The sequence below is a fragment of the Aliivibrio sp. S4MY1 genome (assembly GCF_028765545.1).
In the GTDB taxonomy this organism is placed as follows: Bacteria; Pseudomonadota; Gammaproteobacteria; order Enterobacterales; family Vibrionaceae; genus Aliivibrio.
In genome coordinates this window covers 40,481-65,453 of sequence record NZ_JARACP010000003.1, presented here as the reverse complement: position 1 = coordinate 65,453, position 24,973 = coordinate 40,481, and the positions used below count along the sequence as shown (strand labels likewise).

19 protein-coding genes are annotated in these 24,973 nt (G+C 40.2%); 10 read left to right on the top strand and 9 right to left on the bottom strand.

Translation table 11 applies throughout. From position 1 onward, the window contains the following. The first annotated feature begins 53 nt into the window (after positions 1 to 53). Both PVK71_RS04395 and nagB read left to right on the top strand, forming a co-directional pair. Positions 54 to 1,907, top strand: a complete 1,854-nt coding sequence (locus PVK71_RS04395; RefSeq protein WP_274419531.1) for a protein-disulfide reductase DsbD — start codon at positions 54 to 56, stop codon at positions 1,905 to 1,907. A 104-nt stretch (positions 1,908 to 2,011) separates the two neighbouring features. Next, the gene (gene nagB / locus PVK71_RS04390; protein WP_130043830.1) at positions 2,012 to 2,812 is read left to right on the top strand and encodes a glucosamine-6-phosphate deaminase; all 801 of its coding nucleotides are present in this window, start codon (positions 2,012 to 2,014) and stop codon (positions 2,810 to 2,812) included. Positions 2,813 to 2,896: 84 nt separating this feature from the next. Here nagB and arsJ read toward each other — a convergent pair whose 3' ends face one another. From arsJ to PVK71_RS04370, 4 genes are all read right to left on the bottom strand, one after another. Continuing rightward, positions 2,897 to 4,108, bottom strand: coding sequence for an organoarsenical effux MFS transporter ArsJ (gene arsJ / locus PVK71_RS04385; protein WP_274419532.1), 1,212 nt, complete (start codon positions 4,106 to 4,108; stop codon positions 2,897 to 2,899). A 68-nt stretch (positions 4,109 to 4,176) separates the two neighbouring features. Beyond that, complete coding sequence (locus tag PVK71_RS04380) at positions 4,177 to 4,674, bottom strand: cyclin-dependent kinase inhibitor 3 family protein (RefSeq protein ID WP_274419533.1); 498 nt, start codon at positions 4,672 to 4,674, stop codon at positions 4,177 to 4,179. A gap of 24 nt (positions 4,675 to 4,698) precedes the next feature. Beyond that, positions 4,699 to 5,706 carry an ArsJ-associated glyceraldehyde-3-phosphate dehydrogenase gene (locus tag PVK71_RS04375; protein ID WP_274419534.1) on the bottom strand — a complete coding sequence of 336 codons (1,008 nt, stop codon included), beginning with the start codon at positions 5,704 to 5,706 and terminating at the stop codon, positions 4,699 to 4,701. 16 nt (positions 5,707 to 5,722) lie between these two features. Then, complete coding sequence (locus tag PVK71_RS04370; protein WP_130043826.1) at positions 5,723 to 6,052, bottom strand: metalloregulator ArsR/SmtB family transcription factor; 330 nt, start codon at positions 6,050 to 6,052, stop codon at positions 5,723 to 5,725. Between the two features lie 130 nt (positions 6,053 to 6,182). Here PVK71_RS04370 and PVK71_RS04365 point away from each other — a divergent pair, with 130 nt between their 5' ends. Next, positions 6,183 to 7,091 carry a LysR family transcriptional regulator gene (locus tag PVK71_RS04365; RefSeq protein WP_130043825.1) on the top strand — a complete coding sequence of 303 codons (909 nt, stop codon included), beginning with the start codon at positions 6,183 to 6,185 and terminating at the stop codon, positions 7,089 to 7,091. Between the two features lie 65 nt (positions 7,092 to 7,156). On the opposite strand, the gene PVK71_RS04360 is transcribed toward PVK71_RS04365, so the two are convergent. Together PVK71_RS04360 and PVK71_RS04355 are read right to left on the bottom strand one after the other, a co-directional pair. Then, a complete protein-coding gene (locus PVK71_RS04360) occupies positions 7,157 to 8,674 on the bottom strand; it encodes a DUF1254 domain-containing protein (RefSeq protein WP_274419535.1) in 1,518 nt (505 codons plus the stop codon). A gap of 105 nt (positions 8,675 to 8,779) precedes the next feature. Next, a complete protein-coding gene (locus PVK71_RS04355; protein WP_274419536.1) occupies positions 8,780 to 9,967 on the bottom strand; it encodes a BamA/TamA family outer membrane protein in 1,188 nt (395 codons plus the stop codon). Between the two features lie 366 nt (positions 9,968 to 10,333). Here PVK71_RS04355 and PVK71_RS04350 point away from each other — a divergent pair, with 366 nt between their 5' ends. The 3 genes from PVK71_RS04350 to PVK71_RS04340 all read left to right on the top strand — a co-directional run bounded on the left by PVK71_RS04350 (position 10,334) and on the right by PVK71_RS04340 (position 14,790). Next, the gene (locus PVK71_RS04350; RefSeq protein WP_274419537.1) at positions 10,334 to 11,560 is read left to right on the top strand and encodes an NAD(P)/FAD-dependent oxidoreductase; all 1,227 of its coding nucleotides are present in this window, start codon (positions 10,334 to 10,336) and stop codon (positions 11,558 to 11,560) included. A 206-nt stretch (positions 11,561 to 11,766) separates the two neighbouring features. After that, the gene (locus PVK71_RS04345) at positions 11,767 to 12,642 is read left to right on the top strand and encodes an AraC family transcriptional regulator (protein ID WP_130043821.1); all 876 of its coding nucleotides are present in this window, start codon (positions 11,767 to 11,769) and stop codon (positions 12,640 to 12,642) included. A 162-nt stretch (positions 12,643 to 12,804) separates the two neighbouring features. Next, positions 12,805 to 14,790 carry a methyl-accepting chemotaxis protein gene (locus PVK71_RS04340; protein ID WP_274419538.1) on the top strand — a complete coding sequence of 662 codons (1,986 nt, stop codon included), beginning with the start codon at positions 12,805 to 12,807 and terminating at the stop codon, positions 14,788 to 14,790. Positions 14,791 to 14,843: 53 nt separating this feature from the next. Here PVK71_RS04340 and glmS read toward each other — a convergent pair whose 3' ends face one another. Next, on the bottom strand, positions 14,844 to 16,676 hold the full coding sequence (gene glmS, locus PVK71_RS04335) for a glutamine--fructose-6-phosphate transaminase (isomerizing) (RefSeq protein WP_274419539.1): 1,833 nt from the start codon (positions 16,674 to 16,676) through the stop codon (positions 14,844 to 14,846). 114 nt (positions 16,677 to 16,790) lie between these two features. Next, on the bottom strand, positions 16,791 to 17,555 hold the full coding sequence (locus tag PVK71_RS04330) for a DeoR/GlpR family DNA-binding transcription regulator (protein ID WP_274419540.1): 765 nt from the start codon (positions 17,553 to 17,555) through the stop codon (positions 16,791 to 16,793). 226 nt (positions 17,556 to 17,781) lie between these two features. Between PVK71_RS04330 and PVK71_RS04325 the strand changes: the two genes are divergently transcribed. From PVK71_RS04325 to PVK71_RS04310, 4 genes are all read left to right on the top strand, one after another. Next, positions 17,782 to 18,411 carry a response regulator gene (locus tag PVK71_RS04325; protein ID WP_274419541.1) on the top strand — a complete coding sequence of 210 codons (630 nt, stop codon included), beginning with the start codon at positions 17,782 to 17,784 and terminating at the stop codon, positions 18,409 to 18,411. A 90-nt stretch (positions 18,412 to 18,501) separates the two neighbouring features. Beyond that, positions 18,502 to 19,125 carry a MarC family protein gene (locus tag PVK71_RS04320; RefSeq protein ID WP_130048526.1) on the top strand — a complete coding sequence of 208 codons (624 nt, stop codon included), beginning with the start codon at positions 18,502 to 18,504 and terminating at the stop codon, positions 19,123 to 19,125. A gap of 194 nt (positions 19,126 to 19,319) precedes the next feature. Next, positions 19,320 to 19,586 carry a DUF4212 domain-containing protein gene (locus PVK71_RS04315; protein WP_130043815.1) on the top strand — a complete coding sequence of 89 codons (267 nt, stop codon included), beginning with the start codon at positions 19,320 to 19,322 and terminating at the stop codon, positions 19,584 to 19,586. An 11-nt stretch (positions 19,587 to 19,597) separates the two neighbouring features. Further along, positions 19,598 to 21,301 carry a sodium:solute symporter family protein gene (locus PVK71_RS04310; protein ID WP_130088035.1) on the top strand — a complete coding sequence of 568 codons (1,704 nt, stop codon included), beginning with the start codon at positions 19,598 to 19,600 and terminating at the stop codon, positions 21,299 to 21,301. Positions 21,302 to 21,422: 121 nt separating this feature from the next. Here the strand turns inward: PVK71_RS04310 and PVK71_RS04305 are convergent, their stop codons facing one another. Beyond that, positions 21,423 to 24,863, bottom strand: a complete 3,441-nt coding sequence (locus tag PVK71_RS04305; protein WP_274419542.1) for a PAS domain-containing hybrid sensor histidine kinase/response regulator — start codon at positions 24,861 to 24,863, stop codon at positions 21,423 to 21,425. Positions 24,864 to 24,973: the final 110 nt, after the last annotated feature.

The following is a 24,973-nucleotide window of genomic DNA, read 5'->3' as shown; positions in this document are numbered from 1 at the left end:
TCTTGACCATTTCGATAGTCATACCCGTATCTATATTTAATAAAGACTTTCACATGACGAACTTACTCCGTTTTCGAGCTGCCCTTTTATCATTTTTCATTCTATTTACCTCCTTTATCCCTCAAGCTGTTGCGTCTTTTGACCTGACTAAATTACAGGGCGAGCAAACCTCTTCTTTTGTGACCGTAAATGAAGCCTTCCCATTTAATTTCATGCAGCAAGGAGATAGAGTTTATTTAGATTGGCAAGTGATGCCTGATTATTACCTATACCAACAACGCATTTCGGTAACGGCTAATGGCGCAAAGATTGCTGATTTAGTGATGGAAGAAGGCACACCTTATAACGATGAATTTTTTGGTGATGTAAACATCTACACTGAACCACTTACGATCACTGTTCCTCTTATTTCGGTTAGTGATAATGCCGAGTTAACAGTGCGATACCAAGGTTGTGCGAAAGCTGGATTCTGCTATCCACCAGAAATCCGCAAAATTCCACTATCTGCATTAACAGGGCTAAGTTCATATCAAGATGAAACGGCAAATACGCATGTTGTGGCCAAAAATGATAACGCACCAGTTGGCGTAGAAAAGAAAACATCATCAAATTCAGAGCAAAAAGAAGTATCTCAAACTCAACAGCAAGAGCTGGCTGACAACTTAGGTGATGCTTGGTGGACACCGTTTTTATTCTTAGCGCTTGGCATTGGTCTTGCGTTTACACCTTGTGTATTACCTATGTACCCTATCTTAACGGGCATTGTTTTAGGTGGCGGTAAACTGTCTCATGGCAAAGCCTTCAAGCTCTCTTTTATTTACGTTCAAGGCATGGCGTTAACCTATACTTTACTTGGGTTAGTGGTTGCTTCGGCAGGTATGCAATTTCAGGCTGCATTACAACATCCTTATGTGTTAATTGGCTTGAGTATCATGTTTGTGCTGCTCGCTCTGTCGATGTTTGGCGCTTACACAATTCAACTACCAAGCAGCTTACAAACTAAATTAAATGACATCAGTAACCAACAAAAAGGCGGAAACTTAGGTGGCGTATTTGCCATGGGTGCTATTTCAGGTTTAGTGTGTTCGCCATGTACGACCGCTCCTCTTTCGGGTGCATTACTTTATGTTGCCAAAAGTGGTGATTTACTTACTGGTGCTGTCGCTCTGTACGCTTTGGCTATTGGTATGGGTATCCCACTAATTCTAGCCGCTGTATTTGGTAATAAACTGCTACCGAAAGCGGGTGTATGGATGACGCATGTAAAAACACTGTTTGGTTTTATTTTACTTGCCGTTCCTGTGTTCTTATTAGAGCGAATCCTTCCACATAACGTAACTCCATTTGTTTGGTCTGCGTTAGGTGTTGTAGCATTTGGTTGGCTTTATCATGTTAAAGCAACCATGCCCCAATCTTGGAAAACGAGTGTCGCTGGGATCATCGCGATCTTAGGTATTGTTGGCTCAGCAATCCCTGTAATTGATGCTATTTCAGGTAAAGTACATACTGAAGTAAACACCACCACTCAAACTGTCACGTTTAAAAAAATCGCTAATTTAGAAGATTTGAATCGAGAACTTGAGGCAGCAAAAGCCCAAGGAAAACCAGTCATGCTCGACTTTTATGCTGACTGGTGTGTCGCGTGTAAAGAATTTGAAAAATACACCTTCCATAATGAAAAGGTAGAGCCGCTCTTAGGTCAATTTATCTTGTTGCAAGCCGATGTAACCAAAAACAGCCCAGAAGATATTGCCCTATTACAACAACTCAAAGTTCTTGGGTTACCAACCATCGATTTTTGGAATTCAAATGGCGATTATTTATCGAATGCTCGATTAACAGGATTTATGAAAGCAGAGCCATTTATGAACCATTTAAGTACAAACGTGACCAATGTTGAAGAATAATGTTTCTTTATTGAGCAAAATCATTGGTGATACACAGAAACTTATTTTATAATGCGAATTAATGATTTTTGATTCTACGACTTACGTTTTTTTGAGGTATACAAATGAGATTAATTCCGCTAAATCGCGCTGAACAAGTAGGTGCATGGTCTGCACAACACATCGTTAACCGTATTAATGCATTCAACCCAACAGCAGATCGTCCATTTGTTCTTGGTTTACCAACTGGCGGTACTCCATTAAACACGTATAAGAAACTTATTGAGCTTCATAAAGCTGGCGAAGTGAGCTTTAAGAACGTAGTAACATTCAACATGGATGAGTACATTGGCTTAGATGCTGATCACCCAGAATCTTACCGTACTTTCATGCACGAGAACTTCTTCAACCACATCGATATTCAAGCTGAAAACATCAACCTATTAGATGGTAATGCAGCAGATAACGAAGCAGAATGCCAACGTTACGAAGATAAAATCAAGTCTTACGGTCGCATCAACCTATTCATGGGTGGTGTGGGCAACGACGGTCATATCGCTTTCAACGAACCAGCATCATCTTTATCTTCTCGTACTCGCATCAAAACGTTAACTGAAGATACGCGTATTGCTAACTCTCGCTTCTTCGGTGGCGACATGGACCTTGTTCCTAAGTACTCACTAACTATCGGTGTTGGTACTCTGCTTGATTCTGAAGAGATCATGATCCTAATCACTGGCCACAACAAAGGTCTTGCACTGCAAGCTGCTGTTGAAGGCTCTGTAAATCACATGTGGACGGTATCTGCACTTCAACTTCACCCTAAATCAGTAATCGTTTGTGATGAGCCATCAACACAAGAGCTGAAAGTGAAAACAGTGAAATACTTCCAACAGCTTGAAGCTAAAAACATGGAAGGCTTTTAATTTATAGTGAACATTCACTTAAATTAAGACAAAAAAAACCACCGATTAAACGGTGGTTTTTTTATGCATGAAGATTGTTTGAGCTTAAGCTTTTATTCTCTTAGGCAGCTTTATCGATATCAACGTAGTTAACAACAAAAACGCGAACGATACCCATAAACATGCAGCCAACCCTGCTATCTGAAATACCAATCCAGATAATATAGTTCCGATTAAACGCCCCATTGCGTTGGCCATATAATAGAAGCCAACATCCATCGAGACACCATCACCTTTCGCATAGCTAACGATCAAATAAGAGTGTAGAGATGAGTTAATGGCAAATACTGCACCAAAAATTAATAATCCAATGACGATAACATATTGAGCCTGCCACTCGATTTGCACACCATAGGCGATAAACCCAGTAACCAGTGTTAATAAAGCTACCCACCACATTGCAGCGCGACCATCAGGTACTTTACCTTCTGATTTCCCTGTGATTTTTGGCGCAAAGCCTTGCACAAACCCATAACCAATCACCCACAGAGCGAGAAATCCACCAACCCACGAATGATCCCAACCAAAGGTTGTGCCTAGGTAAATTGGCAATGCTATTACAAACCATACATCTCTTGCGCCAAATAAAAATAAGCGCGCAGCTGAAAGAATATTAATCTCACTCGATTTAGAAAACAACTGAGTAAATTTAGGTTTAGATTTCGCTTTGCCCATGTCGCCATCAAGAAAAGCTAAACTAGCAATCAATACCACAAAAAGAACCACAGCCATGGCGATAACTGCCGCTTTGAATCCTATGGTAGAAAGCAGAACCCCTCCTAAGAAGAAACCAGCTCCTTTTAGTGCATTTTTAGACCCCGTTAAGATAGCAATCCACTTGTAGAGAGATCCTTCTTGATTGCTTGGCACCAATGTTTTTATCGCACTTTTAGCACTCATTTTATTGAGATCTTTTGCAATGCCAGACAGTGCTTGAGCCGCCATTACCCAAGGAATAGTGAGCCACACAGTAGGTACAGCAAGCATCAATAATGCAAATACCTGCATACCTAAACCGACGTTCATGGTTTTATTTAACCCCAAACGTGCACCAAGCCACCCACCAATTAAATTCGTCACCACACCAAAAAATTCATAAAACAAAAAGAGAGAAGCTATCGCTAAGGTGCCGTAACCCAAATCATGAAAATAGAGCACAACCAACATACGCAACGCACCATCAGTAATGGTGAAGTTCCAATAATTGAACGTCACTAACATGTACTGACGTACGCTATGACTTAGTTGAGAAAACATAAAACTCATCCGTTCCAATAAAAAAGCCCCAGAAAAATGCTGCTTTCTGAGGCCTTATCTAAAATTGATTATTTACCCGCAATTGCATCAATGTATTCAATTTGCACAGGTTTCGTGAAAGCGCCCGGACGTAATGCTTGAACCTGCTGCTTAATCACATCCAGTTCCCAACCTAAGTCCAATAATAAATGCGCTGCAAGTAAGCCTGTTCGGCCAGACCCGCCCATACAATGCATTGCTACCTTGCCATTATTTTCCAATACTTGTTGCAGCTCAGGAGTCGCTGATTTCCATTGTGCTGCAAACCCATCACCCGGGGCGCAATCATCTTCAATTGGCAAATAAAACCATTTCATGCCTAGACGTTGCACTTCTTCACCAAGAGAGCTAACGCCTTTTTCTGTTAACTCATCTTGGTTTAATGCTGTTGCTACCGCTTCAACACCTTGTGCTTTTAGTTGTGTTAAAGATTCAATTAATTCAACGCCTTTTGTTCCCGGACATGGAGTCAAAATTAATGCGCCATGAGTGCCTGTAACCGGTAATTCCCAAATAGGATGTGTCATTTTAAATTCCTTAAACCAATGCCATTAATATTCAGCTAAGCCAACGTTACGAACTAACTCAGCAGTACGAGTTGCGTAGCCCATTTCGTTATCATACCAAGCATAAATCTTCACCATGCGCTTGCCCACAAGCATAGTAGATGGTGCATCGACTATCGTTGAGCGTTGGTCGCCTTTGTAATCAATCGATACTAATGGGCGCTCTTCGTATCCTAAAATACCTTTTAGCTCACCCTGTGCCGCATCCTTTAATAACTGATTGACTTCTTCAACTGTCGTATCTCTTTTTACTTCAAAGATAATGTCGGTTAATGATGCATTCGCTAAAGGAACTCGTACCGCATGGCCGTCGATTTTATCTTTTAGCTCAGGGAAAATTTCTACGATTGCTTTTGCTGACCCAGTTGTTGTCGGGATCAAGCTCATACCACATGCGCGTGCACGGCGAAGATCTTTATGCGGCGCATCTAAAATGGTTTGAGTATTGGTTAAATCATGAATGGTCGTAAATGCCGCATTTTCGATACCCAACTCTTTATTGATAACTTTAACAATTGGTGCAAGGCAGTTGGTAGTACAAGATGCCGCTGTGACGATTTGGTGAACAGCAGGATCAAAAATATCATCGTTCACACCAACTACAATGTTCGCAACACCGTCTTCTTTTACCGGAGCAGACACAACCACACGTTTAACGCCTTGCGCTAAATATTTATCTAAAAATGAACGTGAACGATGCACGCCAGTTGCTTCAATAACAACATCACAACCAGACCAATCAACCGCATCAATGTCCTTTTCTTGTGTGGTTTTAAGCGTTTGACCATCAATGATCATTTCGCTGCCATTGTTCGTCACTTCATGGTGCCAACGCCCCTGAATTGAATCAAATTCAAGTAAATGTGCCAATGTATGGGTATCACCCGCAACGTCATTGATTTGTACAAACTCCAACTCAGGCCAATCGAATGCCGCTCTTAATGCCAAACGTCCAATACGACCAAACCCATTAATACCAACTTTAATTGTCATCGTCTTAATCCTTAATTTAGCAACATGCTTTCATTGCGTTTAATTTATCTGTGTCTTTTTGATACTCAGCCTGTAAACAATTCGATTGCTTCAAACCTGCTATAATTTTATTTAACCACCCCGGAAGTTCTGTATTCACTTGGTAATACACCCACTGACCTTCACGGGTATCAATCAGTACACCAGATTGGCGCAGTTGGGCTAAATGCCGAGAGATCTTCGGCTGGCTTTCATCTAATGCTTCAGTTAATTGGTTTACACACAAACGGCCCTCACGAGCAATAAGCAATAAACAACGCATTCGTGTTTCATCTGACAGCATTTTAAAAAATTGATGAGGTAACATATTCAACCTTAAATATGGATATACGCATTTCCATATATTCTAAATAGGAAGATGAAAAGATCAAGGATAAAAGACAAATTGTCATAAAAGATTCATACTAGAAAAAAGTATTAGCAAGGAAAGCTATCACATGAAAAACAGCATAGACTTAAATTTATATCGTTTTCTTGATTCACTTTATGAACAAAAATCGTTAGCTAAAGTTTGTCATACATTAGACATCAGTAGAGCAACCTTTAATCGCTACTTATCTGAATGCCGTGAACTCTTTGGTAATGAATTATTCATTGCAGATAAAGGCCTTTATGCGCCAACGCTTTTCACCACCCAGCTGATAAATATTATTAAAGCCCCCTTAGAACAACTTGAACAAGCACAACAAACCGCTAAATCATTTAATAATAAAGACGCCAATATCGAGTATATTTTTCACTTAGCAAATCCACTAAGTAGCATGTTAACCGTGCCACTTTTACAAGGATTAACCCAAGATGATTGGCATCCTAAAATATCTATTGTGGACTGGTATTTAGAGGGAATAGAGTTTCCTAAATCAGGGGCATTATCTATCGGAATTTCAGGCTACCCGAATCAACTAAACGAACGTATTATTGAGCGAAAACTCGGGGAGTTAGATTTATTTGTGTATATATCTAAGCAGCACCCGTTAGCTTGTTCATCCCAAATTGGTCTCTCTGATTTAGCCCAATTTGATACTGTAAGGGTTTCGATGGGAAACCTCGATGACAATACTTACTATGAACGACTACGTAAACAAACAGGAATAAACCTTGCTCAAAAACTCACGGTTTCTTCTGTCGCTTCTGCTATTGAGTGCGTAGAAATAAGCCAATACGCTTTTGTTTGCTTTGATATTTTAAAAAACAAACTTCCAATAAACGTATGTAAGCTACCTTTAACTCTCGATAATAAAGCGATGACGTTTAGTGTTGGAATTCAATATCATCGTGCTTACTATCAGCATCCTATTATTAAAAATATTGAAAAGCTTCTGATTCAAAACCTAGAAGGTCATTAGATATAAAAAAGCCTCTGCCCATTAGTAATAACAAGCAGAGGTTATGGTTAAATTGCAGCAATCACTTATTTAATTAGCTCAATATCACCCGGTTTCCAAGAGTGATCATACCAAGCCTCTTGCGGTCCGTATAAACGTAGAATAGTAAACCACCCTTTGCCCGGAACGGTTTCGACCCAGTTCGCTTCTTTGCCTTTTGGTGCTTTAGGTCCAAAATAAATATCAACTGAACCATCTTTATTTTCAATTAACTTATCACGTTGATTATTTTTACTTGGTAACGCTTGACCGGTTTGTAGTTCAGAGCGTGTTTGCGGATCATAAGCCACCACTGACCAAAAGTTTTTTGCTGGTACATTCGCTGGAATATTCAACTTATAATTTTTACCACCATCAAGGTAATCTCCACCTTTCGATTTATCTACAATGGCATATTGAGAGCCTTTATCGATGAGTTTCAGAGCCATCGCTGGTGTATTTACTGTCGCCATATAAAAGAAATACGTACGAGCATCCAGATTACGCCCTCCCTCACCTTTATCTACTAACCACTGATAATCTTTCCCAATAAATGCCGTTTTCCATAAACGATCTGAGTAGATATAAGCGCCTTTATCCCGAGGTTGGAATATCAAAGCTCTTGCCGTTGCATTACCGATTGCTACGCCGTCTTTTAAGATCTTTTTCATACGAGCATCAGGCGCAAATGGTTTTCCTTTTTGCAGACCAATACTAGACATTAAACCGCGTATTTCAGGGTCAATAAATGAAATAGGCTCTTTATCTAAAACAACTTTTAACTCATCAAAATAATGTTCATTATTTGCATGGATGGTATTAAATTCTTTTTCACTTCCTGAGATAAATTCCATTTTTGGAGGCTGATTCTTCTGCGCTAATGGATAAATTTTCAATTCCTTTTTATACGCATTTACAGCGGCATCTGTTTTGCCATCTTTTAAGAATCCACGAGCAATAAACCAGTTAACGTAACTTGTTGATTGAGAAACAAAGTAACCCTCTGGAACCTCTCCGTCATAACCTGGAGGAAGAATTAAATATTTCCCGCCTTTACCTTTATCAGGACCAACAATACCTAAGTCAGTAACAAATCTGAAAAAAGCGTCATTGACCGTTGTTGGACCCATGCCTGCAGGAACTTCAATAACCGTAGGGCCATCACGTTCAAGATCTAAAAATGCAGAGGCATAAACCGTATCGGTATTCCCGGTTAAAAACAGCGGGTTCGAATCCATCAGTTTATCAAACACCACCACTTGGTTTGATTTACTCACACCAATACTTTCATGCCCCATTCTTAATGCTTCTAATGATGCCATTGGGATTGCATTTAAAAAGACTTCAGTTGAGCGAATGGTATCTAAATTATCGTACAGCTTTTGGGTGGTTTCTATTGTTGGTGCACCATCAGTAAAATTCAGCTCTCCAATACTCGTACTTACGGCATCCGGAGTCATGATGCTTGTTGGTATATCTGTATTGTACTTATCAGTCGCAAACGCTTGTGCCGTAAAAGCCAATGCAGTTAATGCTACCAACGTTTTCAATTTTGATTTGATCATCTTTTCACCTTCATGGTTAGTTTTGATAGTTTAACTATAGGTCTATCCATTATTTATTTCTGATATTCACTAAGCTCAAATTTAAGCTTTGATGTGTATGTTTGCCTAGATTCCCATGCCAACTTGGAAATAAAGCGCAGTATCTTCTTCACTAAACGCTACATCTATTCCTATTTTCATTCCATAACGGCGAGCAATTAAATAACGAAAACCTACGCCATAAGCGTATTGCTCATCCTCTTTAAGTAATGAATTATGATGTGATGATGCATACCCTAAACCTGCAAACAGATTACTTGACCAACGCGTTGTCCATTGATAATTAACTTGTCCTTCAAGCGATAACGTCTGCTCACCTTGGTATCTATTTCTTGCGATACCACGCAATTGAATATCAGGATACGCTGGTGGAGGAAGAAGGCTTTCGTCGGTATACAGTGATTTATAATACCCTCTCATCGCTAGAGACCATTGCGATGTCAGTGTCCAATAATGGTGGCCTTTAATGTTTAACGTATCAAAATCATAATCGCTTCCAATACCATCTCTAAACCAGAGATATTCGACGGTATAGTTCATCCCTTTCATTGGATTCAAAAAATTATTCTTTGTATCGTACTCCATTAACAAACCAACCCCTGATCCTGTCGGAGTCGTATTTCCTAATCGATTTAAAATTTCATCTGCATTCGGGTGGCTATTGATACTCAACTCCGGTTGAAAGTACTTTTGTACAATACCCAAAAAAAGCGGTGAATCATCAATACGAAACTGAAGCTGTTGCATACCACCACCGCCACGCATACCAAACTCCACCCCGCTATTTCCAACAATCGGTTCTAACGCTCCTGCATTATTCTTTTGGCGATAAAAGGTCATATTCATATCACCATAAGCCAAACCACCCATGTAACGGATAGTATCTTTATTCCAGGTTCGTCTATGCCCAATGAACCCCATCCATGTTCCATTTTCTGTTGCTAAGCCCCCAGCAACCGTTATTGCCGGAGTTAATAATTGAGCGCCTCCATTCAAAGAGGTTGCCGCCAATTGTTTACGCTTTTCTCTCTGCTTCTCAGATTCATGCAAAAACACACCAGCAAAGCCGAAACCATAACCTAAAGCAGGTTCTGTAATTAAAATGGGCATGGGAAGAAAACCATAAGCGTTTTCTGCGAGGTACTCTCCCATATCGAGGCTTCCATCAATGGGATCAGTAAATTCAATCGCAGAAGAAGCGAGAGGGATACTAAATAAAGTTAAAAGTGATAATCGAGATATAAAAAACGGCATCTAAAACATCCATATTTAAGAGACGAAGAGTATGGTTCAGGTACTCATTTCTATTGAGATAAGTATTGGCAATAAACAGATTAAAAACAAATAAATGGATTAAAAACGAACTATTTCATTAAGAATTGTCAACGGGTTCAAACTTATGCATTACTCTCCAAGACCATTCATTTACTCACGCCCATTTATTACCATTACGTAAAAGTGATTTTCATTTAAAACCCATTATCACCAATTAAGAAATAAATATAATAGCCACATTGAAACTCAGCACGCACTGTTGCGCTCTGTAATGAAGATTATTCTTTGGCTTATTTTCGAGTGAGTTAACTCCTCTTTAAGCCAAAATATTGTGAGAAAAATGCTATGTCCCGAATCATTGTTGTAGGCGGTGGCGCTGCTGGTCTAGAGCTATCAACCTTATTAACTAAATCAATCCGTAAAGAAGATGAAATCATTCTGGTTGAACCTGAAACACATCATTATTGGAAGCCTCGTCTGCACGAAATCGCAGCTGGCACATTTGATAGTGATTTAGATTCGGTATGCTATTTCACTCATGGAGCTCATCACGGTTACCAGCATTATCAAGGTGCGATGACGGGAATCGACCGTAAAAACCAAACGTTATTAGTGCGTCGTCCAGATGGCACAGAATCAGGCTTAAGCTATGATTACCTTGTGGTTGCCATTGGTGCAATCAGTAATGACTTTAATACGCTAGGCGCTCAAGACCACTGCCTATTTTTAGATTCAGCAGGTCAAGCACGCCAAGCGTGGAATCAAATTAGCCAAATCTTACGTGAAGGCAAAAACAGCACAATAAACATTGTAGGAGCTGGTGCTACTGGTGTTGAGTTATCGGCCGAATTAGCTCGAGTAAGTAAAAAATTAAAACGCTATAACGCTTCATCTTTAAGTATTAATTTAATTGAAGCGGCACATCGTGTATTACCTAATAGTCCACAAAAAATGTCTGACAAGGTATTAAAAGAGCTAGAAAAAAGTGGCGTAAATGTATTACTAGAAACTCGCATTAGTGAAGTAACTGCAAACGGTATGCGAACAGATGTTAATAAATTTCTTGGTGCTGATATCCAATTTTGGGCGGCGGGTATAAAAGCGCCGGATTGGCTAAATGGTATTGGGAACTTAAGCTACAACCGTATGAACCAAATTAACGTAAACCAAAATCTGAGCTCAACCGAAGATCCTCGTATCTTTGCTATTGGTGATTGCGCTGCAATTCCGCAACCTGATGGTGTTTTTGTTCCACCAAAAGCTCAAGCCGCTAACCGTGCAGCAGTTCACTTAGCTAAAAGTTTAAGTCGTTATTTACGTGGAAAAGAGCTAAGAGATTTTATCTTCCAAGACAGTGGAATGGTGGTTGCTGTTGGTCATCACTTTGCCGTTGGTACTTTTGCTCCAGGGACACGTTTAGAAGGGAAATTAGTATTACAAGGTCGATTAATTCGCCGCTTATACGATACAATTTTCCGCCTACACCAACGTACGGTTTCAGGAATGTTTACGGTCTCTCGCTTAATGATCACTAAACGTTTAAAAGCTTTCTTTAAACCTGCAGGAATTTAATTTTAATTTAACATCACGGTTCTAAAGAGATAAATAAAAACGGCAGTCTGCATAAGACTGTCGTTATTTATTTCAAAAAATAGTAATAAAGTTCAATGAGGTATTATATTTAAAAATAAGAGATTAAACTTTAATCTAAATAGATTTTTAATAATAAAGTTCTCTTATATACTTTTTAGAGAGCTTATATCACGGTGAATTTAGTTATGATTATCCCACAAATACGACTAACTGAAAAAACAACTCAAGAGGCTGAACTTATCCAAATATGGTCAAAAGAAAAGCTAATTGAACTGGATAATAATAATGCTTTATTCCACCCACATCGTATTGATTTTAGCGCTCTCCTTTTTGTTACATCTCAAACCGCCAAACATGAAGTTGATGGTAAAACAATCAACCTTAATAAAGGCGACATACTTCTGTTTGCTAAGCAATCCGTTCATAGATTCATACAAGAATCTGAGTGGGAAGGTATTGTTATTGCTGTCAGTGACAACTATTGGTTTAACGATTTAAATACACAATCCATACTATATATTGAATCACTTTTTTCACACTGTACGTTAGTGAAACAAAATCATGTCTACGATCAACTTTTTAGTTTAATCACAGATCTAGCTACTCGAGTACCGATCCAAGAGCCTGTAATCAAACATTTGCTTATCTCTTTATTACTCCTAATTTCAGAAAAGGTACAAATACCGAAAACAACTATAGGCAATGATCTCTACTCGGCTTTTTTAGATATGCTTAACTCTAAAAGAAAGCTGCAAAATATTAATGATATGGCCAAAGCACTTAAAGTTTCAATGTACCAACTGAGAAAGGCCTGTATTGTATGCTCAGGAAAACCACCAAAACAACTTATGAATGAGCATATTCTTGTCGAAGCAATACGCTTATTAAAATACACCGAATTACCTATTCAGCATATTTCTGAACTACTCGGTTTTGATGAGCCATCGTACTTCTCCAAATTTATTAAAACAAAAACGACCTTAACTCCAGCTAAAGTACGTCAAAGTAAAACAAAGGCAGAGTTTTACCACCAAGAACAAGCGAGCCAAGATAATGTATGACATACTACACAAATCCAAGAAATACAGACACTCTATCCTTTTGATATAATTGATGTTTTATAATGACTTTGTTTTTTTATCATTTTAATCAATATATTTACCTTTTTGCATTATCCATATTCACATAATATGCTGAAATATCTTAAATATTGAATTTACATAATGAACAAGCTAAGAACCAAATCTCTTTCTCATCGAATTACACTCGGTATTGTGTGTGTTATTGCGCTAGCATGTTCTATTGCTGGTTGGAAGGCGTATCAAAATTTTTCATCTATCGCTCGTTCTGAGCTAGCTCAAAGAATGACTAGTATAGTGACCGAGCGTAGCTTAATCACACAAGGGTACTTTGAGCGATTCCAATCAAAAGTAGATGCATTCGCTAATGTACCAGTACTAAAGAATTTTGCGGGTAATAGAACAACCACGGAAGATCCAAAAACTAATTCAGACTTCCTTCAAGTTAATACTTTTATTGAAGATATGAATCATCAAGACCCACAGTTATACAGCCTTTTTTATGCAATAAGTGCGACTAGCGAATATTTTGATAAATCTGGCCGTTATTATGACCCATCAGCCAATTTACAAGATCGCCCTTGGTGGAAGCGTTCGGTAAGTGAAGGCAAGGCTTGGGCCGCAACCGTAATTGATATTCGCTCAGGTCAAATGAGTGGCTCTATCTATATGCCGGTTTATCAAGATAATAAACTTGCTTATATTGCTGGTGCTGACATCAAGCTAGAAGCCTTACAAAAGCTATTACTGAGTGAGACTAACTATGGTGATAATGCTGAATTACTTGTTTTTGATGATGAAGGTAACGTGATTCTTTTTTCTGATATGAAAGAAAAAGACTCAAAAGAACTGACACTTCAATTATTAGATCAAGAAAATCCAGGCATAGCTCAACTGAATAATTCAAATGTAGCAACTGATGCTTTACTTAATCTGACATTAAAAGAGCAGCCTTATTACGCCGTTGTACATGATATTTCAGTAGCCCATCCCAACTTATCATGGCATCTAGCTATATTGGTTCCTCAATCGCAACTTGATAACCAATTATCCAATTTAATGCGTAATGTATTACTCGGCTCTTTCTTGGTCATCATCATTGTGGGTATGACCGTTATGCTCGTCATTAACCGCTCACTACGTAATGTTAATACAATTGCTGATGAACTGGTTGCTCTTTCTCAAGGCGAAGGGGATCTAACACGTCAGTTAGCTATTACCTCTAACGATGAACTTGGGCAATTAGCGCATGGATTTAATGGTTATAACGCTAAAATAAAAGATATCATCAATGAATCAAAATTAGTGTCTACAGATGTTGCTGTAACAACACATAGCGTGAGCAATGCATTATTAAAAACCTCTCGTGATATGGAAGAGCAGCGCTCTGAACTAACCGTTATTGCGACAGCAACAACAGAAATGGATCATGTAGTCAAAGACATTGCACAAAATGCAGAGATGACTCGCCAGCATGTTTCGGAAGCGAAAAATAACGTTGAGCATGCTCGTTCCCTTACTGAGGAAGCAAATGCACAAGTACAAACGTTAAACACAGCACTAATTCATTCTGAGTCTGGCGTAAACGCTCTTCTTGTAGACGCAAAACAGATTGGAGATGTATTGCGTGTAATCCAAGAAATAGCAGATCAGACTAACCTTTTGGCGCTGAATGCAGCCATTGAAGCAGCTCGCGCTGGTGAGCTTGGACGTGGATTTGCGGTTGTTGCTGATGAAGTACGAAGTTTAGCAAGTAAAACGCAGCAATCGACTCACAATATTCAGCAAATTATTGAAGGTATCCAGAGTAATACGCAAAGTGTTGCGAATGACATGGCGACCAATAGAGAAAGTGCCGATCAAACTTCCGATAAAATGGAACAGATAACCCAAGCTCTGTTGACCTTGATGCAATCATTTGAAACCGTTTCAATGCAAGCAGAACAAGTTGCGTGTGCGACATCAGAGCAAGCCGAAGCGGTAAAAGAAATTGAACGTAATGTCACCCAAGTTAATCAATTATCACTATCAGCTGATGAAAGTATTGCAGGCATCACAATAGAAGCGAAAGAGCTTCATAGTAAAAGTGACGATTTGAATACATTACTATCACGATTCAAAACTCAATAACTTATCTAAATAGCCCTTTAAAACGCCGTGCTAACAACACGGCGTTAACTTACTTACTCTACCGTTACCGCTTTCGCTAAGTTACGAGGTTGATCGACATCCGTCCCTTTAATTAAAGCAACATGGTACGAAAGCAACTGCATCGGGATGGTGTAGTAAATTGGCGCAGTAATATCACTCACATGAGGCATGGTAATAATCTTCATGCTTTCATCCGCTTCAAAACCCGCTTGCTCATCAGCAAACACATATAACAAGCCACCACGAGCACGTACTTCTTCTACGTTTGATTTTAGCTTCTCTAATAAATCATTGGTTGGCGCAACCACCACCACTGGCATTTCTGCATCAATAAGCGCTAGTGGACCATGCTTTAACTCACCTGCCGCATACGCTTCAGCATGAATATAAGAAATTTCTTTTAACTTCAGAGACGCTTCAACCGCAATTGGGTAAAACTCACCACGGCCTAAAAATAGCGTGTGTTGCTTGTCTGCAAAGTCAGGTGCTAACGCTTCAATCTCTTTATCAAACGATAACGCTTGTTCAATTTGAGCAGGCAATGCATGCAAGGCTTCAACTATCTCTTTCTCTTTATCTTTTGAAATACGATTTTGTTGTTTACCTAATGCTGTTACCAACATAAGCAATGCAGCAAGCTGAGTCGTAAATGCTTTGGTTGAGGCAACGCCAATCTCAGTTCCTGCACGTGTCATGAAAGCAAAATCAGATTCACGAACCAGAGAAGATCCTGCAACGTTACACACCGTCATTGCCCCCATATAGCCACGCTCTTTGGCTAAGCGAAGTGCTGCTAAGGTATCTGCCGTTTCACCAGATTGAGATAAGGTGATTAATAAGCTATTTGGACGCGTCACAAATTTACGGTAACGGAATTCAGAAGCAATTTCGACATCACAACTCACGCCCGCCAATGATTCAAACCAATAACGAGCCGTCATGCCTGCATTGTAAGAAGTACCACAAGCAATAATTTGTATATGTTCTACTTTATTTAAAATCTCAACCGCATTAACACCAATGCTCTCAGTTACCACTGAATCGTGAGTTATACGCCCTTCCATTGTGTTGATAAGCGCTTTAGGCTGTTCAAACACTTCCTTTTGCATAAAGTGACGATATTGCCCTTTATCACCCGCATCATGCTCAGTGTTTGATTCTATTACTTCACGTTCTACTCGTTCACCACGAGCATCGAAAACCACCACATCACGACGAGTGATCTCAGCAACATCACCTTCTTCAAGATACATAAAGCGACGAGTCACGTTGAGTAAGGCAAGCTGATCAGAAGCCAAGAAATTTTCACCAACACCACGACCAATCACAATTGGACTACCAGAACGAGCAACCACAAGACGCTCTGGATCACGACGATCCATAACCACAGTACCGTAAGCACCTTCTAATTGTTTTGCTGTTTTTTGTACTGCTTCAATTAATGAATCTGAAGTACGTAACTCCCACTCCACTAAATGCGCAATCACTTCGGTATCGGTTTGAGATGCAAAGGCATAACCACGTTCTTGCAATAAAATACGTAATGATTCGTGATTCTCAATAATGCCATTATGAACAATTGTAATATCGCCAGAGACATGAGGGTGTGCATTGATTTCAGAAGGCTCACCATGGGTTGCCCAACGAGTATGAGCGATGCCTGTACCACCAACAACATGAGATTCTTCAACCGCATTCGCTAGTTCTTTCACTTTTCCTAAACGACGTAAACGCGTGTAGTTACTATCTGCATCAACAACTGCAATCCCTGCAGAATCGTAGCCGCGATATTCTAAACGACGTAATCCTTCAACTAAAATTTCAGCTACATCTCTTTGTGCAACTGCACCTACGATCCCACACATGGCAATACTCCAATTATTCTAATTTTAAATTTTTTAGTTTAAAAAACGATGGTCGTTTCTTGGTAAGAACCGCTGATCGGCAGCAAAAATGTCAGCGGTATCATATAAATTAAATCACTGAGCTCTAATGACTCGTACATTATGTGATTCAATTTTCTGTTGTTGTTCTTGGCTTAAATCATTATTGGTGATCAACACATCAATGCTGTCCCATGGCAATTCAACGTTAGGGATTTTTCGACCAATTTTTTCAGATTCCACCATTAAAATGACTTCACGAGCCACTTCAGACATCACGCGGCTTAACCCCACTAATTCATTAAATGTGGTTGTTCCGCGTTCTAAATCAATTCCATCAGCACCAATGAACAGCTGATCAAAATCATAGGATCTTAAAACCGATTCGGCCACTTGACCTTGAAATGAGTCAGAGTGACTGTCCCATGTTCCACCTGTCATCAATAACGTTGGTTCGTTTTCAATTTCTTGCAGTGCATTAGCAACGGGTAATGAGTTGGTCATCACCACTAAGCCATTTCGTTTCGATAATTGATTAATTAATGCCGCGGTTGTGCTACCGCTATCAATAATGATCCGATTATGATCTTTAATCAGTTCTACCGCTGCAGCAGCTATAGATAACTTTCGATTCGAAACTTCTTCACAACTGTCTTCTTGTATAATATTTGATGGCATTAAAACCGCTCCACCATACTTACGCATCAGTAAACCATTCTTTTCTAATTCTGTTAGGTCTTTCCTAATAGTCACTTCAGATATATCAAACAAATCAGAAAGATATTCAACGCTAACTTCACCTTGTTCTGTTAGTAGGGAAAGGATCATATGACGGCGTTGTTTCGTGTTTCTTTTTGACATAACAAACTCAATAAGTTTCGATTTGAAAGAAGTTTAGTTTCGTTTCATTTAATTGTCTAGCCCTTCAAATTAATTTGTTTTAAATATTAAGATCCCATCAAAAACGCCCGTTTATTTAAAATAAGAGATGAGTTAGAGAGACAGCGCAGACTTTAGCGACTAAAAATTGCTCAAAACCGTAGGGGATGTTAATTTTATTTAATCACTTATAAGGAATTTTGTAGCCATGGACGACAACTACACCATTATCATCGCCGACGATCACCCCTTATTTCGCAATGCGCTTTTTCAATCCATTCACATGGCAATCAGTGGTGCTAATTTAATAGAAGCGGATTCGCTTGAAGGGTTATTAACGGTCTTACAAAAAGACTCCGATCCAGATTTGCTTCTATTGGATTTAAAAATGCCTGGTAGCAATGGGATGTCTGGATTAATACAACTTCGCTCTCAATATCCAGACCTGCCTATTGTTGTTGTATCAGCCAGTGAAGAGCCTAGTATTGTATCTCAAGTCAAAAGTCATGGTGCTTTTGGCTTTATTCCTAAATCTAGCGATATGAAATCACTCATTGCAGCCTTAAATCAAATTCTTGCTGGTGATTCCTATTTCCCTGAAGGGTCAATAAAAAATTCGGCAGCGTGTGATGATCTCGCGACCAAAATCGCGGCTCTTACTCCTCAGCAATACAAGGTACTTGGTATGCTATCTGATGGCTTACTCAATAAACAAATCGCTTATGATTTAGAAGTATCAGAAGCCACGATAAAAGCGCACATGACGGCAATATTTAGAAAATTGGGCGTTAAAAATCGCACTCAAGCGGTTATTTTATTGCAACAAACGGAAAGTTAACCTTGATATAACACTCTAGCCGTTAAAATAAGTTAGGTTGCCCATTCATTATTTTAATCCCTCTGCGTAACCTAACCTCTGGGAGAACCCATGATAAGTATCCTCATCACTCAATTTGTTGTTCTTTGGGCAGTCATTGACCCTATAGGATCCGTTCCTGTCTATCTTTCACAAACTCAACACCTAACCGCTAAACAACGTAAAGTCGTAGCTCTTAAAGCGGTAGCGATCGCGACGGCTGTACTTTTATTTTTCCTTGTTATTGGTCAACTTCTCTTAGAAGCAATGCAAATTCCTTTGCCTGCCTTTCAGGTTGCTGGCGGGTTAGTCTTATTAATCTTTGCTCTTACTATGATTTTTGGTGAGAGCAAGCCAGATCAAGAACAGAAGATGAGCGAGGAACTAAGTCATTCAGATCTAGCAGATTTAGCGGTTTATCCTTTAGCTATCCCATCAATCGCCTCGCCCGGCGCTATGATGGCCATTGTGATGCTAACCGATAATTCTCGCTATTCTTTTTTAGATCAGTCAATTACAGCAGCAGTCATGATTGTCGTTCTCGTCATTACGTTATGTTTATTACTTGGTGCAACGTTTATCCATAAGGTAATTGGCAACGTAGGTGCTGCGATTATTAGCCGCGTTATGGGATTAATCTTAGCCGCTGTTGCCGTTAACAATTTACTGCTTGGTATTAAAGACTTCTATTTTTAGTTATGAATATACCTTAGACCTTGGTATTAATTAACATAAAATTAACACATCAATTCCCGTAGTCACCTCACATAAAACGCTCATATTTTGGGCGTTTTTCTTTATCTGCTCGACTAAAGTTGCACTGTTTTCTTCTCTTCTCACTGCTAATCTCTTTTTGGTTACATATTATTAACATAAAAAAGGAGCTGGCTATGGCGTTCGAAACAAAAGAACAAGCACAAGCCTATTGGAAGGAAAATCTAGGGATCATGGGTGGACTGCTTGCGATCTGGTTCTTAGTCTCATACGGCGCAGGGATATTATTTGTTGATGCACTTAATACCGTTCAATTTGCTGGATTCAAATTGGGGTTCTGGTTTGCACAACAAGGGTCTATCTATACCTTTGTCGCACTGATCTTTATCTATGTTGCTCGCATGAATGCGCTAGATAAAAAATACAACGTACAAGAAGATTAAGAGGAATTATCATGGGTATCCAAACTTGGACGTTTATATTAGTCGGTATCACTTTTGCTCTCTATATCGGAATTGCAATTTGGGCTCGCGCCGGATCAACCAGTGAGTTCTACGTGGCAGGTGGGGGGGTTCACCCTGTTGCTAATGGCATGGCAACTGCTGCAGACTGGATGTCTGCGGCGTCATTCATTTCAATGGCGGGTATCATCTCCTTTGTTGGTTATGATGGTGCTGTATACCTTATGGGTTGGACCGGTGGCTATGTACTATTAGCGCTTTGTCTTGCTCCTTATCTACGTAAATTTGGTAAATTCACCGTGCCAGATTTTATCGGTGAACGTTACTACTCTCGAACCGCTCGTATGGTTGCTGTGTTCTGTGCCATCTTTGTTTCCTTCACTTATGTGGCAGGACAAATGCGTGGTGTTGGCGTGGTGTTCTCACGATTCCTAGAGGTTGATATTAATATCGGCATCATCATTGGTATGGGTATCGTATTTTTCTATGCGGTATTGGGTGGCATGAAAGGCATCACTTATACACAGGTAGCTCAATTCTGTGTCCTCATTTTCGCCTTCCTTGTTCCTGCTGTTTTCACTTCAATCATGATGACAGGTAACGTATTCCCTCAAATTGGTATGGGATCAACCGTTACTGGCTCTGAAGTCTACTTATTAGATAAGTTAGATGGATTAACCACTGAACTCGGGTTTACCCCATATACTGACGGCTCTAAGAGCATGGTTGATGTCTTCTTTATCTGTGCTGCGCTAATGGTGGGTACGGCTGGACTCCCTCATGTAATTATCCGCTTCTTCACGGTACCTCGTGTTAAAGATGCACGTATCTCTGCGGGTTGGGCGTTACTGTTTATCTCATTCTTATACACCACAGCACCTGCGGTAGCCGCGTTTGCTCGTGTAAATATGATTGAAACCATTAATGGTCCAGATAGCCAAGGGGTTGCTGCGGCTGATGCACCAAGCTGGTATAAAAACTGGGAAGACACAGGTCTTGTTGGTTGGGATGATAAAAATGGCGATGGCAAAATGTTTTACTCTGGTGATGAACGTAATGAAATGGACATCAACCGAGATATCATCGTATTGGCGTCACCTGAACTAGCAAGTTTACCAAACTGGGTTGTGGCACTATTAGCTGCGGGTGGCTTAGCCGCTGCATTATCAACGGCTGCCGGCCTACTACTGGTAATCTCGACGTCTATCTCTCATGATTTATTGAAGAAAGGCTTTAAGCCTAACATGACCGATAAACAAGAACTGCTCGCCGCTAGATTGGCTGCCGTGGTTGCTATTATTGGTGCTGGTTACTTAGGAATAAACCCTCCGGGCTTTGTAGCACAGGTGGTTGCCTTCTCCTTCGGCTTAGCAGCAGCCTCCTTCTTCCCTGCGATTATCTTGGGTATTTTCTATAAGAAGATGAATAAGGAAGGGGCGATTGCCGGTATGATTTCTGGTGTTACCTTTACCACGGCTTATATTGTTTACTTTAAGTTCATTAACCCTGCTGCAAGCACACCTGATAACTGGTGGTTTGGTATCAGCCCAGAAGGGATTGGTACACTAGGTATGTGTGTGAACTTCATTGTTTCAATTGCAGTAAACAAAGTGACAGCAGAAGTGCCTAAAGATGTGCAGGACCTTGTGGAATCAATTCGTTTCCCTAAAGGTGCAGGTGAAGCACACGATCATTAATTGTATATAAATAACGTCAGATATTGGCTAAGCAAAGGGAGTTAGTGAATGCTAACTCCCTTTTTATTTCATTTAACTTTTAGCTATTTATATCGATACAATAGCGCTTATTAATTCATAATTACTTTCTAACATGACGATTCAACACAGCTCTTAACTTTAAAGGTTTAACCGGTTTTGCAATAAACCCAAATCCATTCGTTTTAATACTGTCCAATAAATCATCGGTTTTATCCGCACTGATCATCACCCCTTCAAATGCATTCCCTAAACGTAAACGACATTGTTGTAATACCTCAAGTCCTGTTCTATCGTTATCCAATCGATAATCAGAGAAGATCACATCTGGTACCCAACCCTCTTCTAGACAACGCAGGCTACTCATTAAATCGGTTGCGGTTTTTACTTCACAGCCCCATCGAGATATCAATGACTCCATCCCAATAAGAATATCTGGTTCATTATCAACACATAGCACTCGAACTAAACTCAATGGTAATTCAGGTTTTTGTTCTATCGTAGGCGCATTACTCTCAAGCAGTACGCCTCTATCAAGTGTGACTGAAAATACCGAACCTTGATTAAGCCATGAACGCAATGAAATTGTATGTCCAAGCACATGAGAGATACCACGAGCAATGGCTAAACCCAAACCTAAACCTTGGTCTGCCCGGCTTTGATCGACCCGAGTAAACTCATCAAAAATGGCTTGTTGTTTTTCTTCAGGGATACCAATTCCACAGTCCCATACATCCAAACGTATTTGACCTTCGACCCTTCTTGCTCCAAGTACCACTTTACCTTGAGGATTATATCGAAACGCATTAGTTAAAAAGTTTTGCACGACTCGGCGTAAGAGTTTTGGATCGGATTCCACCACCACATTTGAATGAATAACCGTAAAGTCAATGCCTTGCTGCTTGGCTAACGCACCAAACTCCGCTTCCAAATTAGAAAACAGACTGTTTAATGAAAAACTTTGAACATGTGTTTCTAACTTACCGGCTTCTAAGCGAGAAATATCGAGTAAATCCCCAATCAGCTCTTCAGCGGCTCCTAACGCTCTTTCAATATGGCCTGATATTTTTTTTGTTTCTACTTCTTGGGCAACTTCACTCAATGAAGAGGCAAATAAACGTGCAGCATTTAAAGGCTGCATTAAGTCATGGCTAACAGCGGCAAGTAAACGACTTTTCGATTGAGACGCCAATTCGGCGCTTTGGGTTGCTCCAACCAATCGCTGGTTTAATTTTTCTAACTCTTTGGTGCGCTCGTGAACGCGCGACTCGAGAGTTTCATTGGTCTCTTTTAATGCTTTTTCTGCCTGCCTAAATACAGTGATATCTGTAAAACTCATCACAAATCCACCACTGGGCATCGGGTTACCTTGCACTTCAATAACCTGACCATCAGGGCGAATACGAGAAGAGACATGACGAGTTCCTCGCTCTAAATGCTCCACTCGTCGCTGAACGTGTATTTCAGGATCACCCGGTCCACACAAACCTTGCTCTGCATTGTGACGGATCACATCGGCTATCGGTCTACCCACTTGAATCAATCCCGGAGGGAAAGTAAATAATTCTAAGTAACGTTGATTCCATGCAACCAATTTCATCTGCTTATCAACCACGGCGATCCCTTGGCTAATGTGCTCAATCGCTCCTTGCAATAAACCACGGCTAAAATCATACAACTCAGAGGCTTCATCAACGATGGTTGCCACCTCTTCCAACTGCATATTTCTGCCTTGTAAAGCTGAAGTAAGAACCAAACGAGAAGAAGAAGCGCCAAATACGCCAGCCAGTACACGCTCGGTATGGCGAATTAGTGCAGAGCTTGCCTGTTGTTGCGGCAATAAGGATTCATCATTCTGTTGAGAGAATTGGCGAAAGGCTTTTTGAGCACGTCGGCGACCAACAAACCGTGAAGCCAACATTTCTAATTCACCCACCGTAACGCGAGTTTGATAAACACTGACATCTTCATTTTCTGGTAAAGGAGCGCCAACAAATGCAGCCGCTTGTAAACGCTCGCTTAATGATGCCCGAGTGATTGATGAAACAAGAATAAATAATAGGGTGTTAAGACCTAAACTAAGCATCATTCCCCAATCTGAGGTTTTCACCTCTAGCTGCTGCAACCATTCCGGAGGAGTGATTAACCATAATAAAACGTTATTTTCAGCACTACCTGCTAACATTTGAGTTTGGCTCATCAGAGTAACAACCCAAATTAAAAAGCCGATAATTAACCCTGCATACACGCCTTTTTTGTTGGCATTTCGCCAATACAATCCACCAATTAACGCTGGTGCAAATTGAGCTATGGCCGCAAAAGCTAACAAGCCAATGACCGACAATGAATCAATCGAATCAAGTGCTTGGTAAAACCCCCACGCCGCTAATAACAGTAATAGAATAAGCACGCGTCTAATCGTTACTAATAATTTAGAAAAATGTCCGAACGATCGTCCTGTGGTTTTTACTCGACGTAATAGCAAAGGTAAAACTAAATCATTCGATACCATAATCGCCAGTGCAATGGTAGATACGATAACCATACCACTGGCGGCTGAGGTTCCACCAACAAAAGCCAGTAATGCCATATTCTCAGCACCAACCGACAATGGCACGCTAATAACAAAACTATCACTAACACCACCAGAGAGCAGAGCTTGTCCAGCCCAAGAGATAGGGAGTACAAATAGGCCAATTAATATTAGATAGAGTGGAAATACCCAACGCGCTATTCGTAAGTCTTGCGCCTGCTCATTCTCTACAACCGTGGTGTGAAACTGGCGCGGTAAACAGATTATCGCCGCCATTGTTAAGATCGTATGGAATAAAAGCGTAATGAGATTGGGGGATTGGTAGGTTTCTTTGGCAATAGAAATTAAATCAACATTAGCATCAGAATAAGCCAAATAAAGAATGAAACCGCCAACCGCAAGAAAGGCGACCAATTTCACTATCGACTCAAAGGCAACAGCCATCATCAAACCACGATGATGCTCTGTCGTATCAATATGTCGAGTACCAAAAAGAATCGTAAATACAGCAAGGGCACCGCCAACAAACCAAGAAATATGCCCATCTTGATAACCTAAATCCAGAGCCAAATTAGGCGCAACAAGATCAAGCCCCATAGTGATGCCCCTCAATTGCAATGCAATATAAGGCAGTATCCCAACAACAGCGATAATCGTGATCACCCCAGCTAATCCTTGAGATTTTCCATATCGTGCCGCGATAAAATCAGCTATCGAGGTGATATGCTCTCGCTTAGCAATCAAGATAATTCTGGCAAGAAATCGCCATGCAAATACAAACACAAAAATAGGAGCAAGATAAATAGGAAGGAAAGACCACGGGTTATTAGTGGCTTGGCCTACGGTGCCATAAAAGGTCCATGAGGTGCAGTAAACCGCTATAGAGAGGCTATAAATCCACGGGCGATATTGCGCTAGCCACCCTTTTTGTCTATCGCCATACCAAGCAATTAAAAACAATAATCCTAAATACGCCAGCGACACTGGCACCACAATCCATCCTTGTGTCATCACTCATCCTTGGTGATACCACTCTAGTGCCATAAAAAACGCTAGAAGGGTACAAATACTCTGTAGCACCATTCTAGCGTTATAATTGTCGCTTGTTTTTTACTCAACCC

Bases quoted from the DNA above. Each gene is read 5' to 3' on its own strand.
- PVK71_RS04375 (WP_274419534.1), bottom strand. From the start codon at position 5,706: ATGACAATTAAAGTTGGTATTAATGGGTTTGGTCGTATTGGACGTTTG.
- PVK71_RS04395 (WP_274419531.1), top strand. From the start codon at position 54: ATGACGAACTTACTCCGTTTTCGAGCTGCCCTTTTATCATTTTTCATT.
- PVK71_RS04305 (WP_274419542.1), bottom strand. From the start codon at position 24,863: ATGACACAAGGATGGATTGTGGTGCCAGTGTCGCTGGCGTATTTAGGA.
- PVK71_RS04365 (WP_130043825.1), top strand. From the start codon at position 6,183: ATGAAAAACAGCATAGACTTAAATTTATATCGTTTTCTTGATTCACTT.
- PVK71_RS04315 (WP_130043815.1), top strand. From the start codon at position 19,320: ATGGCGTTCGAAACAAAAGAACAAGCACAAGCCTATTGGAAGGAAAAT.
- PVK71_RS04345 (WP_130043821.1), top strand. From the start codon at position 11,767: ATGATTATCCCACAAATACGACTAACTGAAAAAACAACTCAAGAGGCT.
- PVK71_RS04360 (WP_274419535.1), bottom strand. From the start codon at position 8,674: ATGATCAAATCAAAATTGAAAACGTTGGTAGCATTAACTGCATTGGCT.
- PVK71_RS04310 (WP_130088035.1), top strand. From the start codon at position 19,598: ATGGGTATCCAAACTTGGACGTTTATATTAGTCGGTATCACTTTTGCT.
- PVK71_RS04355 (WP_274419536.1), bottom strand. From the start codon at position 9,967: ATGCCGTTTTTTATATCTCGATTATCACTTTTAACTTTATTTAGTATC.
- nagB (WP_130043830.1), top strand. From the start codon at position 2,012: ATGAGATTAATTCCGCTAAATCGCGCTGAACAAGTAGGTGCATGGTCT.
- PVK71_RS04325 (WP_274419541.1), top strand. From the start codon at position 17,782: ATGGACGACAACTACACCATTATCATCGCCGACGATCACCCCTTATTT.
- PVK71_RS04330 (WP_274419540.1), bottom strand. From the start codon at position 17,555: ATGTCAAAAAGAAACACGAAACAACGCCGTCATATGATCCTTTCCCTA.
- PVK71_RS04380 (WP_274419533.1), bottom strand. From the start codon at position 4,674: ATGACACATCCTATTTGGGAATTACCGGTTACAGGCACTCATGGCGCA.
- PVK71_RS04320 (WP_130048526.1), top strand. From the start codon at position 18,502: ATGATAAGTATCCTCATCACTCAATTTGTTGTTCTTTGGGCAGTCATT.
- PVK71_RS04340 (WP_274419538.1), top strand. From the start codon at position 12,805: ATGAACAAGCTAAGAACCAAATCTCTTTCTCATCGAATTACACTCGGT.
- PVK71_RS04370 (WP_130043826.1), bottom strand. From the start codon at position 6,052: ATGTTACCTCATCAATTTTTTAAAATGCTGTCAGATGAAACACGAATG.
- arsJ (WP_274419532.1), bottom strand. From the start codon at position 4,108: ATGTTTTCTCAACTAAGTCATAGCGTACGTCAGTACATGTTAGTGACG.
- glmS (WP_274419539.1), bottom strand. From the start codon at position 16,676: ATGTGTGGGATCGTAGGTGCAGTTGCACAAAGAGATGTAGCTGAAATT.
- PVK71_RS04350 (WP_274419537.1), top strand. From the start codon at position 10,334: ATGTCCCGAATCATTGTTGTAGGCGGTGGCGCTGCTGGTCTAGAGCTA.